The organism is bacterium SCSIO 12643, from assembly GCA_024398135.1.
GTDB lineage: Bacteria > Bacteroidota > Bacteroidia > Flavobacteriales_G > Salibacteraceae > CAJXZP01.
In genome coordinates, this window is the sequence record CP073750.1 from 2929355 (window position 1) to 2943693 (window position 14339).

Consider the following 14339-nt stretch of genomic DNA (forward strand, 5'->3'; position numbering starts at 1 on the left):
TTGATTGACAATAATTATGCTAATTTAATACTAAAGTCGCATTAAACCCACCAGCAATAATCAGAATGGCGACAAATTGGGATAAAAACGCAAAATTTACTTTTGGGACATACCTATTATTATACTTTTGAGAGCATTGTATTAAGACAGTATCCCATGGCAAAAAAGAAAAAAATTGCATTACATTTTCAGATTTTAATAGGACTTATTTTAGGAACGGGCTGGGCTTTACTCTCTGCCTATATGGGATGGAGTTCGTTTACTGCAGATTGGATTGCTCCATGGGGTGATATGTTTATCAATGCATTAAAGTTGGTTGCGGTGCCGCTCGTATTGTTCTCCATAATGCAAGGGATCACCAGTTTGTCTGATACCAATAGTTTGGGGCGATTGGGATTGAAAACTATCGCCATTTACATTGGTACCACAATGACAGCAATAACAATTGGTTTGGTGGTTGTCAACGTATTGAAGCCTGGAGAAAGTGTATCTGAAGAGCAACGAATTATCAATCGAATTTCTTATGAGCTTTGGGTGGAATCTACGCCTGGAGTAGAAAAACTAGATCAACTGGATTATAGTCACAATCCTAAGTATAGCCAATATGTATCTGATGCAATGCGTCAAACACAGGAAATGGAAAGTGAGGGTGCTATTGGGAAAAAAGCAGTGGACAAACGCGCTCAAATGGATCATGGCCCATTACAAATGGTGGTGGATATGGTGCCGAATAACATCTTCAGTTCATTAACCAACAATAGTATGTTACAGATAATCTTCTTTGCGATTTTCTTTGGAATTGTAATCGTTGGTTTACCATATGAACGTGTAGAAACGGTAATTAAATTAATACATGGGGCCAATGATATTTTTATCAAAATGGTGGATGTGATTATGTGGGTGGCACCTTATTTTGTTTTTGCATTAATGGCAGGTAAGGTGAGTGAACTTGCGGGTGATGATCCTGATGCTGTGATTGAAATCTTTAAAGGATTGGCGTCATATTCTGGTACCGTTATTTTAGGGTTGGGGTTATTGATATTTGCGTTGTATCCGTTGGTTGTGAAATTGGTTACAGGTCAGATTGGGTACTCTGATTTTTTCAAAGCGATGAGCCCAGCACAGTTATTGGCATTTTCTACCAGTTCCAGTGCGGCAACATTACCTGTAACTATGGAATGTGTATCAGATAATCTGGGGGTAAAAGAAGAGGTTTCCAGTTTTGTATTACCTATTGGTGCTACAGTAAATATGGATGGTACCAGTTTATATCAAGGTGTAGCAGTTGTGTTTTTAGCGCAATTCCATATGATTGATTTAACACTTGCACAGCAATTAACTATTATTCTAACCGCAACGTTAGCTTCCATAGGTTCCGCAGCCATTCCAAGTGCGGGGTTGATTATGATGGTTGTGGTATTACAGTCTGTAGGATTAAATCCGGCATGGATTGCGATAATTTTCCCGGTAGATAGATTTTTAGATATGTGCCGTACTGTGGTGAATGTTACCGGTGATGCATCTGTGGCCTCAATTATTGCCAAGACTGAAGGTAAGTTAGATCCGAAATAGAAAAGGTATTAAACAAAAAAAGCGACCTGATATCAGGTCGCTTTTTCGTCATGCTATATTATCACGTCACTAGTTCATATAATACCTAAACCCCGCGGCATTCTGTAACTCGTGAGTTAGAACTAATAAACGTAATTCATTTAAAATTATTTTCGATTGGATCACGGTATTCGAAGCATTTCTAAGAAGCTTCACTTTCGTGTCTTTATCCAATTTCATATTTCTAGCCATTTCATAAATAGAACAATCCAGATTTTCAGGATTACATGTTGTACCGTTGTTATTTAAGTACTTTGTGTATAAATGTTCTAATTCTTGAGAGTGAATTTTAGGCAGGCTACTTTCAATAGGCGTGATTTCTCCAATTCTGTAAGAAACACTTCTATGATCGGTAACATTAGAAATTTTCACAATGTAAGAACCTTCGACTTTGATGTCCATTTTTCCATCCGGATAAAAACGTTCAACATCAACCAATTTCACACAAGTTCCGTATGAAGTAGGGGTTCCATTATGTACAAAAGGAACAACAAAATCTTTACCAGATGCGAAACAGTCATTTACCAAAGCTTTGAATTGCGCCTGATAAATATGCAAGCGGACACTTTCATTTGGTAGAATTACCATAGAAAGTGGGTACAACCCAACACTCCTAGTTTTTATGTTTCTCATCTTCATATAAGGTACAGTTATTCCCTAACATACCCATACACGAGTATTTTAATAAAAGAGTTGGGTAGAATTAGAAAAAATATTTTGGATAAAACTTTTTGGTGAAAACAGTCTAATGAAAAAGTGAAATATCTACTAAATTTTAGTTGAGTTTCAATATCTAAATGTGGCAAAAAAGTCTACATTCGTGGTCTTAAAAATTCTAAGAAATGAAGTTTTAGTAGCTCGGAATAGCTACCATTTCTGAAACAGCTGATTATGAAATTCGATAGAAAAAAATTATCAAACGAGGAGTTGGTAAACGTGTATAAAACTTTAATGTTACCACGTTTAATTGAGCAAAAAATGCTGATTTTGTTACGTCAGGGTAAAATCTCAAAATGGTTTTCCGGATGGGGGCAAGAAGCTATTTCAGTTGGTGTGGGGATGGCTATGGATGAAGATGAATATATCCTGCCAATGCATAGAAACCTTGGGATTTTTACAACAAGAAATGTGCCTCTGGAAAGATTATTTTCTCAGTTTCAGGGAAAGATGAACGGATTTACCAAAGGTAGAGATCGCTCTTTTCACTTTGGAACTAACGAGCATCATATTGTAGGGATGATTTCTCACCTGGCACAACAATTAGGTGTAGCGGATGGAATTGCTTTAGACAATTTGTTAGACAAGAATGGAAAAGCAACTGTTGTATTTACAGGTGATGGAGGAGCAAGTCAGGGCGATTTTCACGAAGCAGTAAATACCGCATCAGTTTGGGGACTTCCGGTGATTTTCGTGATTGAGAATAATCAATGGGGATTGTCTACTCCAAGTTCAGAGCAATTTAACTTTGATACGTTCACATTGAAAGGTCCAGGATATGGTATGGAAGCTATTCAGGTGGATGGAAACAATATTTTAGAAGTGTATCATACTATGAAAGAATTGGCGGAAAGCATGGAGAAAAATCCACGTCCGGTGCTTGTAGAGATGATGACTTTTAGAATGCATGGACATGAGGAAGCTTCAGGAACCAAGTATTATCCGAAGGGATTACAGGATGAGTGGAAGCCAAAAGATCCAATAGATAATTTTGAATCATATATGGTATCTGAAAAAATCTTGACACAGGATGAGGCAGATACGATTAAAAAAGAAATAAAAGATCAAATTAATGTAGCGTGGAAAACAGCGGAAGCTGAACCCGCATTAGAATTTGATAGAGAAAGAGAATTAGGTGATGTATATGCACCTTTTAATAAAGAATTAACTGCGGCAGGATCAGAAAAGAAAGAACAGAGATTGATTGATGCAGTACAGGACGCTATGGATTTGGCGATGTCTACACATGACAATCTGGTATTGATGGGGCAAGACATTTCTGAGTATGGAGGTGTGTTTAAAGTAACCGAAGGATTTAAAGCTAAATATGGTGCGGAACGTGTACGTAACACTCCGTTATGTGAATCTGCGATTTTAGGGTCAGCTATCGGGCTTTCTGTGAAAGGTCGAAAAGCCATGGTAGAAATGCAGTTTGCCGATTTCGTGAGTGAGGGAATAACCCAGATCACAAATAATATGGCTAAAATGCACTGGCGATGGGGACAAAATGTGGATGCTGTAGTAAGAATGCCTACGGGAGCTGGAGTCGGTGCAGGACCATTCCACTCTCAAAGTAACGAAGCATGGTTTACGCATATTCCAGGATTAAAAGTGGTTTATCCTGCTTTTCCTGTGGATGCAAAAGGTTTATTACTGAGATCTTTTGAAGATCCAAATCCAGTCCTATTCTTCGAGCATAAAGCATTATACAGAAGTTTACGCCAGGAAGTTCCGGAAGGATATTACACTTTACCAATTGGGAAAGCGGCTGCCGTTAAAGAAGGAACAGATTTGACCATTGTTTCTTACGGAATGGGTGTGCACTGGGCATTGGAAGCATTAGAGAAACATCCTGAAATCAGTGCGGACTTAATTGATTTAAGAACGTTGTTGCCATTAGATGAACAAGCAATTATTGACTCTGTAAATAAAACCGGAAAGGTCATTATTTTGCATGAGGATACCTTGTTTAATGGAATCGGAGGAGAACTGTCCGCTATCATTTCTGAAAAATGTTTTGAGAAATTAGATGCTCCTGTGATGCGTGTTGGAGGAATGGATACTGCAGTACCATTTGCGGCAGATTTAGAGAAGCATTTCTTGGCAAATAACAGATTTGAAGATAAATTAGTCGAACTTTTTAAGTATTAAACTATAAGGTTAAAGTCGGTTGCTTAGTTATTGGGAATTAGATTCATTCGTAGACTATGATGTGATCATAGTTGGAGCTGGGATTACAGGATTATCTTCAGCAATTTCAATTCTTGAAAAACAACCGGATTTAAATGTTTTAATATTAGAAAGAAATCTTTTTCCAACAGGTGCCAGTACCAAAAATGCAGGTTTTGCGTGTTTTGGTAGTTTGACAGAGTTACTATCTGATATCGAGCAGATGGGAACTATCGGTTGTTTGACTTTAGTAGAACAGCGATGGAAAGGTCTTCAAAAATTACGTTCGCGATTTGCAGATAAAGAATTAGGGTTTGAGCCGTTAGGAGGTTACGAATTGATGGATCAAAGTCGGGAAGATGTAATGACCAAAATGGATCAAATCAATGAATTATTGTATCCTTTATTTGGTGCTGATGTTTATAGGGATGTATCTGAGAAACTAAATGATTTTGGATTTAATACCGATAAGTTTTCCAGACTTATCTTTAATGCATTTGAGGGCCAAATTCATACTGGGAAAACCATTGCTGCTTTATGGCGATTGGCTTCTAAATTGGGAGTTAAAATCTTAACAGGAGCCGGAGTAGAAATAGTTGAAGGAAATACTGTGATTGTAAATCAAAATGGAGCTGATATTTGTTTTAAAGGAAACAAAATTGTGTTGTGTACCAATGCCTTTACTTCCAGATTTTTTCCAGATTTAGAGATGTTACCGGGAAGGGGGCAAGTGATGATAACTGAACCGATAGGCGATTTAAAATTCAAGGGAACTTTCCATATTGAAGAAGGTTATTATTATTTCCGAAATGTGGGGGAGCGTGTGTTGCTAGGAGGAGGAAGACATTTAGATTTTAAAGGAGAAGAAACCTTAGAAAACGGAATCCATCCTGAAATAGAAAAAGAACTGATCCGTAAACTAAAAGAAGAAATTCTGCCAAATCAGAAGTTTGAAATTGCTCAGAAGTGGAGTGGAATTATGGCTTTTGGGGAAGTGAAAAAACCGATATTAGAATGGGTGACACCAGAAATCTTATTGGCGGTAAGACTAGGTGGAATGGGAATGGCTATAGGTAGTGAGTTGGGAGAGTTGGTCAGTATCGAAATACAAAATCAAATAACCAAATAAGATTGAGAATATGAATCCGATAATAACTGTAGAGCAATTGATTGAATTACAAAGTAACGAAGATGTGATTTTGATTGATTCCAGATATGGAGGGCCAATAAACGACCAGTATTTGGAGGGGCATTTGGAGGGTGCATTGTTTGTGGATTTAGATCGGGATTTAGCGGATATCAAGGAAAATCCGGCCGATGGAGGTAGACACCCATTACCAACGGTAGAAGATTTTGTAGCAGTATTAAATCGATTAGGGATTAATAATAGTTCCCGAGTGGTGATTTATGATAATAATACCGGGGCATTTGCCGCAAGGATGTGGTGGATGTTGAGGTCTATTGGTCATGAAACGGTACAAGTATTGGAAGGCGGTTTTGATTATGCAAAAGTTCATTATTCGGTTTCATCAGGAGACGAAAAAACACCGCAAAGCTCAAGTTATAAAGCTGAAAACTGGAATTGGCCTATAGCTTCGATGGAGGAAGTAGAAAGTAGTGCGAAATCAAATAATCATGTCGTCATTGATGTTCGTGGAGAAGAACGTTTTAATGGTAAAAATGAACCTATCGATTTAATTGCAGGGCATATTCCGGGAGCGATTAATGTTCCTTTTGTGAGTAATTTCAAAACGGGACATCAGTTTCTGTCTTCAGATGAATTGAAAAAGAAATATCAGGAGATTTTAAGTGATGTTGACGCCAAGCAGGTGATTGTTCACTGCGGTTCAGGAGTTACAGCGTGTCACACGATTTTAGCAATGGTGCAAGCCCAAATGGAGATTCCTAAATTGTATGTGGGCTCATGGAGTGAGTGGTCCAGAAATGATAAGTCAATGGTAACCGCTAAATAGTATTTGAAATGATAAAGAATATTTGGTTTGGACTGCTGTTCATAGTTTTTTACGGATGTAGTGTTTCTTCTGAAACCTCAAAGCAAAGTCCAATTGAAGGTCTATGGCAATTGCATTCTATGCAAGTTAGAAATCCTGAAAATGGAGTATGGAGCCATTATCGTGGAGGAATGCAGGGTTATTTATTATACGATGGAAAAAAGAATATGACCATTCATTTAACCGATAAAGGATACCAGGATACGGATTTGGTATTTCCAAACTTTACCGATACGATTTCAGATGAGGCCTTAAAGTACTTGACAAAGTCGTATTACTATATCGGGGAATACCAGGTACTGAATGATTCTTTAGTACAACATGAAAGAATCTCACATTCTAATCCGGGAGATTGGGGCAAAAAGGTGGTGCGGCATTATCAATTCAGTGGAGATACTTTGGTAATCACCCCTACGGAAGCAAGGAATGCGAATTTAAAATTGAAATGGTTACGTGATGCGCAAACCACTATGTAAATAACTGTTTTGACTTCGTATAACTTTTATTGGTTTTAATCCTGATTCATACTAGATTAGCGATATAATTAAATGCCCCGAAATGAAAAATATATACCTGGTTGTTGTCAGCTTTTGGATTTACAGTATTTCACTTCATGCGCAAGAAGGTGAGTCTCCAAAGGTTTTTCCGTTTGGAGTGATTGAAACTATAGAATCAAAGTCATTAAATGAAACCCGTACAATAAATATTTATTTGCCAGAAGGCTTTAATCCTGATTCTACGGTTACATATCCGGTTATCTATGTTTTGGATGGTTCAGCAAACGAAGACTTTCCGCATATTGCTGGTCTATGCCAATTCATGAATATGTATCAATTGCTGCCTAAATCTATTGTTGTAGGGATTGCCAACGTGGATCGTTATCGAGATTTTACGTATCCAAGCTCCAGCAAAAGAGATAAAAAAGATATTCCAACGAGTGGTGGTGCCGAAGCGTTTTTATCATTTTTAGAAAACGAGTTGCAACCTATGATTGAAAATGAATATCCCACCAATGGACATCGAACCATTATTGGACAATCATTAGGTGGATTATTGGCTACCCAGATTTTATTGCAAAAACCAAATATGTTTGAGGATTATATCATTGTAAGTCCCTCACTATGGTGGGATAATCAGAAAATGATCAAAGGAGCTAAATCATATTTTCAGATGAATCCGGAACTCGAAAAGAGGATTTTTCTTTCCATTGGTAAGGAACATCCGGAGATGCATCAAGTAGCGGACATGTTGGCCGAAGCCATTCGTAGGTCAACGAATAGTAAAATGGAATTGTATTATCAACCTATTTTGGATGAAGATCATGCGACCATTTTGCATATTGCAGTTTACAATGCGTTTAAAAAGTTATATCCTAAAGAAATCAAATAAATGCGTTATATTTTCTACATAATATGGGGGGCGTTATTGGCGCTAAGCAGTTGTTGTAAGACCAAAGAATGCAAATGTGATCTGGAAGAACCTTTTTTGAATGCAGAAGCGCAAAAATGGGTGGAGCCTTTGGCTTTTAGAGAACATGTTTTTGTTGATTCCACGAATCAGGAAATGTTGTACAATCGAAACTTTAAACAATATATTTATTGTGTGGGAGAAGGAGAGTGTTGTACAGATTTCCCTTATTTAACGGTGGATTATAAAGATTTCAATTCGGAATTGGAGGTGTTACATGTAAATGCAATCAAGAATGATGTGACATTTACATCGCCAGATGGTGGGCAACTTGGGTTTTTGAATGCAGCTACAGATGTTTGGTCGGTACAAAATGATATAGAGATCACAGAGTTCGATACAAATTATTCAGGTCAAAACAGAGAAGCGATTCGTATTAAAAGTCTAAAGAATAGGCAAGGGGTTGCGTTTCAGGAGTTGGTGTACATAAAGCAATTTGGAATGATATCCTATATCGATTTAAGTGCTAAAAAGTGGGTGCTCAAATAATTTTATAAGCCGTTGGTAAGGGCAAATTTGACCAGACCAATTCCATTTTTTACTCCTGTTTTACTGATGAGGTTTTTACGGTGTGTTTCAACCGTATTTACTGAGATAAACAATTTATCTGCAATTTCCTGAGTAGTGAGTTCTTCACAAATAAGTTTAAGAACATCTTTTTCCCGTGGAGTTAAACGAATCACTTTTTTTTCAAAAGGAATACGATAAGAATCCTTTAATGAGTCTTTGACATCATTTACAAAATAAGATTCACCTGCCTGAACTTCAGTAATGGCATCAATGAGTTCCTGACGACTACTGTCTTTCAGTAAATAACCATCCGCACCGGCTGTAAGAACATCACGAATGATCTCACGCTTATTGTGCATAGTAAGCATGATAATTTTTACATCGATTTTTTGTTTTCGAATCTCAATGATCGATTCTAACCCGGTCAGGTCAGGCATGTTATAATCCAGGAGAACAATGTCCGCCTGGTTTTCCTTCAGGAAATCAATGGTTTCAAATCCGGAAGCAGCTTCACCTACGACTTCCATTTGATCAATACTATTGATGAGTGAACGCATTCCAGCGCGAAACATTTGATGGTCGTCTGCTATTAATATTTTAATCATGCTACTGGAATTTCAATGACGGTCGTGGAACCATGATTTTCTTTACTATCGACATACCATTTACCCAATAACGCGTTCACACGTTGAGCGATGGTCCGCATGCCCAGGCCTTTTTGAACTTTTTCTGGATTGAATCCAATGCCATTATCCTCAAAGGTAATGTGCAAAGTATCATCAATGACATTCAATTGAAGTACAATGTGATCCGCATGTGCATGTTTTAAGGTGTTACTAAGCAGTTCCAGAATAATCTTAAAAATCTCTCTTTCACCATTCGGGCTACAAGAGTTATTGTAATTCTCCAGAAACAAATCAAAAGTCATTTTACCGGAATCAATCAAAGATGTTTTCAGGTTTTCAATGGAACGAACCAACCCCATTTCTGCAATACGTCCGTCCGAAAGGTTATGTGAAATACTTCGGACTGATCGGATAGATTCATTAACCAGACTTTTCACATGATTCAATGATTTTTCGTTTAGTGAATCCTGACTTTCAAATTGAAGTTTAATCGTGGCTAATATGCCTCCAATTTGATCATGTAAATCTTGCGCGACACGTTTACGTTCTTTTTCAATACCTTCAATTTGTGCAGAATAAGTTTTAATCTCCTGATCTTTAATCAAACCTTCAATTTCCTGATTCTTGGAAACAACTTCCATTTCTGTTAGTTTCTGTTTCTCTCGATACAGATTATAGAACACGAGAACAATTAAGGCAATAATGACAATTATGGAAAGTAGAATGTAAATGGTTTTTTGTTTTAAAGAATTAGAAAGTTCTATTTTCTCATTTTCTTGTTGGGCCAGTTTCAAATCCTGTTCTTTTTTCTCCACATCATATTTAATGGCTATTTCATGAATAGCTTTGTCGGTTTTGGCTTGTTGGAGTTCATGTCCATAATCTTCACTAAGGTAGAAATAATGATACATGCTATCTACGTTTCCAATGGCACCATAGGTAAGCATTATGTTTTTAGTGAAGTTATATTGTTGCGTTAAATCTTTAGAGTTTTTAAAATATTGAAATCCTTCCTGGTATGCCCTTATGGCTTGTTGGAATTGGTTGGAGGCTTCATAGTAATAACCTTCATTTAAATAACAATCTGCAACTCCTGATTTATGATCAAGATTTATGTAGGATTGTCTTGCCTGGTTATTATAATAAAATGCTGAATCTCTATTCCCAGAATAAAATTGAGCAGCTCCCATATTGATTAAAAGATTGGTGTAATTCTCAGGGAATTCTGAAGGGTTTGAATATGAAAGCCCTCTATGATAATATGAAACTGCCTTTTGAGGTTTATTTTGAATTTCCAGGTTAATCCCAATATTGTTACAGGTAATCGAATAATAATTGGAGTCTTTTAAATCATAAGCCATTTGATTGGCTAGCATATAATAGCTAAGTGCTTTTTCATGGTTATCAATATCGGTATATAAATTCCCCAACCCCGTGTTTATCCTCATGAGTTGAACCGGGGAGTTTAAATTCTCAATAATTTTTAATGCTTCATGAAGATGATATTGAGCAGAATCAAAATTGTGTTGTCTTCTATATATGGAGGATAGTTTTCTGTGAGAGAATACAATGCCATTGAGGTAATTTATTTGTTGAGATTCTTGTAAGGCTGATTCGGCCATGATTTTGGATTTAGATAAATCCTTGTCAATGTAATACCAGCAAAGTTCATTTAACGTATTGATTCTAACCGTATCTTTTTGATATTCCAATGCCTGGAGTAAACTATCTTCAGTATTCGCAAAGCCATTTGGAATACTATTAAAGAAAACAAAAACTAAACAAATCCATAGTATGGTTAAACTAATGAAATCTCTTTTAAGCATATTGAAGGATTTGTTTAGAGTTTAGTTAAGACTTTGTGTTACCTCCAATAAGAGGTTGAGCATCGGATACCTGGCGAGTAGTTCTTTTTACATGTAGTTCCGAACCGGAATCATCTATGAGCACTAGCCACATATGTTTTCCTGTTGGAGAATTAACGTCTTCTGAATTAACCGGTATATTGGAAACAGTATTCGTATTTCCTCCGATACGGACTGCTACACAAATAAATATTAGTTGACCATCCTGATGTGTTTGCCCATTATGGGTTAAATCTCCACGGTTTACATCAAAATTATTAATAAGAGTTTCTAAACTTAATTTTTTCGCATAAACCAGCTGATATCCATTATCGATTTCTGTGCGTACAACTAATTGATCTCGATGATAATCGTCATTAATATCCCAACTCATAATAAAAGGTTTTAATTGTTAATAATAGATTCAAAACTAGAGGAGTTATTTTGATAGATTGCTCACGGTTTTCCGTGAGATTTTATGATTTGATTTAGTATAGTGTATACAAATATAACGAAATGAAGATGTTATGTTTTAGGAAATCAGTATCATTGTTGGGTTAATAAAAAGCAAATGAAAAAACTATTCTTCCTTTTGATCTTTATTTGGGGTGTTGGGCAAAGCACTTCGGCACAAACCATCGTTACATTTTATACCACTCTTGGGAGTTTTGAAGTGGAGTTATATGATACTTTACAACCCATTACCGCAGGGAATTTTAAAACATTAGTGAATGATAAGTTTTATGATGGGATCATATTTCATCGTATCATTTCAAACTTTGTGATTCAGGGAGGAGATCCGAATGGAAATGGAACTGGTGGCCCCGGATATACAATTCCGGATGAGTTTGACAGTTCGCTATCTAATATTGAAAAAACTTTATCCATGGCTAATGCAGGCCCAAATACCGGGGGGAGCCAGTTTTTTATTAATACCAAGAACAATACTTTTTTAGATTTCGATAAACCACCTTATACCTCAGCGCATCCTGTGTTTGGAATTGTGATTAGCGGATGGGATACGGTAGAAATGATTGAAAATGTACAGGTCAATTCAAATGATAAACCGTTGGTGGATGTGGTCATGGATAGTATTCGCGTAACTCAATTTCCTTTAGCCATCAGGTTACCATATAATACATTAGATGGAGTTACGGTTTATCCTAATCCTGCCAACGAAGGCAGCGTGATTGAAATATTAAGTGATCAAAAACAAGAGGTAACGATTTCATTGTATGATGTGAACGGTATTGAAGTAATGAATCGCGTGAGACAATTACATAAAGGTGAAAACCAAATCAATCTATCCGATCTTGGAGTCATTGGATTGGCGCAGGGAGTTTATGTTTTCCGTGTGCAATATGGAGCCCAAATGCAAACCACGAGAATCATTTTATCAGAATAGTAGAAATTAATTTTTGATAATTTTTTTAGTGGTGCTTTGACCTTCAGAAATGATTTTTATAAAATACACCCCATTGCTAAGTTGGGAAATATCAATATCCTGATCTACACCGATAGCAGTTTGTGATTTGATAAGTTTTCCCACCTGATCATATAGTAATACATCCATTGAAGATTGTCGATTCGCGGATCTAATTTTAAATGAATTTACCGTGGGATTAGGATAGATGACATAGTCACCATTTTCAGGAATGACAGGAGGAACCGTAGTCAGGTCATTGGCTATAATATGTTGGAAAACATAAAATTCACGATTATTAATCTTACTATGTCGGAGTCCATTGGCATATGTAAGTGCTCCGTATGTAGTATAGGTTTGGTTATTTACAATCTTTATAAGCGAACTGCCACTCTCACCAGGGATTCCGCTTGTACCATTAATTCCTATAAATAGAGAATCTACAATGTCGATTTTACCATAATTGTAATATAGACTATCACCATTATAGTGATTTGAGTCAATATGCAGTAAGGTAGTACCCGGATATGAAAATTTATAAAAAGTACCATTGGATAATACAGAATCCACCTTATTAAAACCAATACTTAGCCAACCGGTTGATGCTCCAATATTCTGATTTAGTTCCAATATAGCCAGGTCTTCACCCGAAATTCTCCAGTCTTTAAAGACAAATATTTTGTTTACATAACTGGAGTTAAAGTTGGAGTTAAAAGTGCCATTATCATATACAGGTGCAACCATTAATGAATCTACAAATAAAATGTTGGTGTTGACTCTAGATACACAGTGAGCTGCAGTAAGTACATGTTTACGACTGATTAAACTTCCGGAACAAAGTCCACCAACAGTATCGTTATGGATATTAAAAATCTTAACGCTCGTTCGAATTGGGTATTTGTTTAGATCATAATCTAATGAAGCCTGTCTTTTAAAGGCAAAGTTGGTATTGGGATATACATTGGTTACGGGTAGGTTTTGGTTTAAGTTTTCAATATTCGAATTAAATGTACCTGTAAAATAGCGTGTGGTGTCACTTACAATGCTCGTATCAAAAGCAATGCTTGTAATAGAATCCGTAGTGCCATTTACCAGATCAAAAGCATAAATGGTCTTGGTTTGAGCGTTAGCAATAAAATGAAATAGGTAGATGCATAGTAGTACGCACAGTTTTTTCATGAGGAGTATAATTCGGTTTTAGACAATTCATGTCTTTAACGAAGAATTATTGGGTTTATGTTTTTAGAATGAAAATTTGGTTTATTAATCAAATCAAGATTTGTAGTTTTTGGATTCTTTTAGAATAGTTTTAAGTTTTAACTGTCCTTTGCTCAAAGCACTTTTGTTACTATATAGATCAAGTAGATGAATTACTTCCGAAGGAGTTCCTTTGTTTGTAAATGGTCTAGAACTTAATTTGCCAAAACAGAATTTTTCCAAAGTGTGGACTTCTTCAAGTTCGCTATATAATGCAAGGTTGTTATGCAAAGAGATTCCAACTTTAAGAATATTACCATTATTTGCTATTGTGTAATACACATTTTTAGCCGATTCAATTTCATTAAATTTATTGAAAAGCCATTGAAAAGTAGTGCGATAAGGTGTCTTTTTTCCTAGCTTTTTAAGAATGTCATTTCCAATATCTATTTTTAGGTAATTTGATTTAAGAGTTTTCCTCTCTTGAAAAATATCATAATCACTTTTGGTTATTAAATCTTGATTAGGATTAATCAAAAAAGCTTTAATACAACCTGTCAATATAGATTTCTCCAAAGGCTTTAGTTCTATTAATGGCGCTTCAATTTTTTGATATATATTGTTTAATTGTTGATCATGCTTTGGGAAATCAGCAGTGAATTTTTTTCTAAAATCCAGAGCGTTTTTGATCATTATGATTTCTTGATTGTTAAACCGCAGAGTACTCATCTTAAAACTTAAATAATTGACCTATAAATTTATG

At 36.1% G+C, this 14339-nt stretch carries 14 protein-coding genes; 8 read left to right on the top strand and 6 right to left on the bottom strand.

The genetic code is table 11. From position 1 onward, the window contains the following. Positions 1-156 precede the first annotated feature (156 nt). A complete protein-coding gene (locus KFE94_12915; protein UTW65550.1) occupies positions 157-1572 on the top strand; it encodes a dicarboxylate/amino acid:cation symporter in 1416 nt (471 codons plus the stop codon). Positions 1573-1641: 69 nt separating this feature from the next. Here the strand turns inward: KFE94_12915 and KFE94_12920 are convergent, their stop codons facing one another. Continuing rightward, positions 1642-2244, bottom strand: coding sequence for an LON peptidase substrate-binding domain-containing protein (locus tag KFE94_12920; GenBank protein ID UTW65551.1), 603 nt, complete (start codon positions 2242-2244; stop codon positions 1642-1644). Between the two features lie 258 nt (positions 2245-2502). On the opposite strand from KFE94_12920, the gene KFE94_12925 reads away from it, so the two are divergent. From KFE94_12925 to KFE94_12950, 6 genes are all read left to right on the top strand, one after another. Beyond that, positions 2503-4479, top strand: a complete 1977-nt coding sequence (locus KFE94_12925) for a dehydrogenase E1 component subunit alpha/beta (GenBank protein UTW65552.1) — start codon at positions 2503-2505, stop codon at positions 4477-4479. A gap of 19 nt (positions 4480-4498) precedes the next feature. Then, positions 4499-5626 carry an FAD-binding oxidoreductase gene (locus KFE94_12930; protein UTW65553.1) on the top strand — a complete coding sequence of 376 codons (1128 nt, stop codon included), beginning with the start codon at positions 4499-4501 and terminating at the stop codon, positions 5624-5626. Between the two features lie 10 nt (positions 5627-5636). Beyond that, the gene (locus KFE94_12935) at positions 5637-6470 is read left to right on the top strand and encodes a sulfurtransferase (GenBank protein UTW65554.1); all 834 of its coding nucleotides are present in this window, start codon (positions 5637-5639) and stop codon (positions 6468-6470) included. Between the two features lie 8 nt (positions 6471-6478). After that, positions 6479-6985 (top strand): lipocalin-like domain-containing protein, encoded by a 507-nt coding sequence (locus KFE94_12940; GenBank protein ID UTW65555.1) that lies wholly within the window; start codon positions 6479-6481, stop codon positions 6983-6985. 82 nt (positions 6986-7067) lie between these two features. Continuing rightward, positions 7068-7898, top strand: a complete 831-nt coding sequence (locus KFE94_12945) for an alpha/beta hydrolase (GenBank protein ID UTW65556.1) — start codon at positions 7068-7070, stop codon at positions 7896-7898. Then, entirely contained in the window at positions 7899-8465 is a 567-nt protein-coding gene (locus tag KFE94_12950) for a hypothetical protein (protein UTW65557.1), read from the top strand. Positions 8466-8467: 2 nt separating this feature from the next. On the opposite strand, the gene KFE94_12955 is transcribed toward KFE94_12950, so the two are convergent. Genes KFE94_12955 through KFE94_12965 form a run of 3 tightly spaced genes read right to left on the bottom strand, consistent with a single transcriptional unit; the run spans position 8468 to position 11350 of the window. Continuing rightward, on the bottom strand, positions 8468-9091 hold the full coding sequence (locus tag KFE94_12955; protein ID UTW65558.1) for a response regulator transcription factor: 624 nt from the start codon (positions 9089-9091) through the stop codon (positions 8468-8470). Further along, the gene (locus KFE94_12960) at positions 9088-10938 is read right to left on the bottom strand and encodes a hypothetical protein (protein UTW65559.1); all 1851 of its coding nucleotides are present in this window, start codon (positions 10936-10938) and stop codon (positions 9088-9090) included. Before KFE94_12960 ends, KFE94_12955 begins: the two co-directional genes overlap by 4 nt. A 25-nt stretch (positions 10939-10963) precedes the next feature. After that, positions 10964-11350, bottom strand: coding sequence for a hypothetical protein (locus tag KFE94_12965; protein ID UTW65560.1), 387 nt, complete (start codon positions 11348-11350; stop codon positions 10964-10966). 177 nt (positions 11351-11527) lie between these two features. On the opposite strand from KFE94_12965, the gene KFE94_12970 reads away from it, so the two are divergent. After that, positions 11528-12361, top strand: a complete 834-nt coding sequence (locus KFE94_12970; protein UTW65561.1) for a peptidylprolyl isomerase — start codon at positions 11528-11530, stop codon at positions 12359-12361. Between the two features lie 6 nt (positions 12362-12367). Here the strand turns inward: KFE94_12970 and KFE94_12975 are convergent, their stop codons facing one another. Both KFE94_12975 and KFE94_12980 read right to left on the bottom strand, forming a co-directional pair. Then, positions 12368-13558, bottom strand: a complete 1191-nt coding sequence (locus KFE94_12975) for a T9SS type A sorting domain-containing protein (GenBank protein UTW65562.1) — start codon at positions 13556-13558, stop codon at positions 12368-12370. 93 nt (positions 13559-13651) lie between these two features. After that, positions 13652-14269 carry a hypothetical protein gene (locus KFE94_12980; GenBank protein ID UTW65563.1) on the bottom strand — a complete coding sequence of 206 codons (618 nt, stop codon included), beginning with the start codon at positions 14267-14269 and terminating at the stop codon, positions 13652-13654. Positions 14270-14339: the final 70 nt, after the last annotated feature.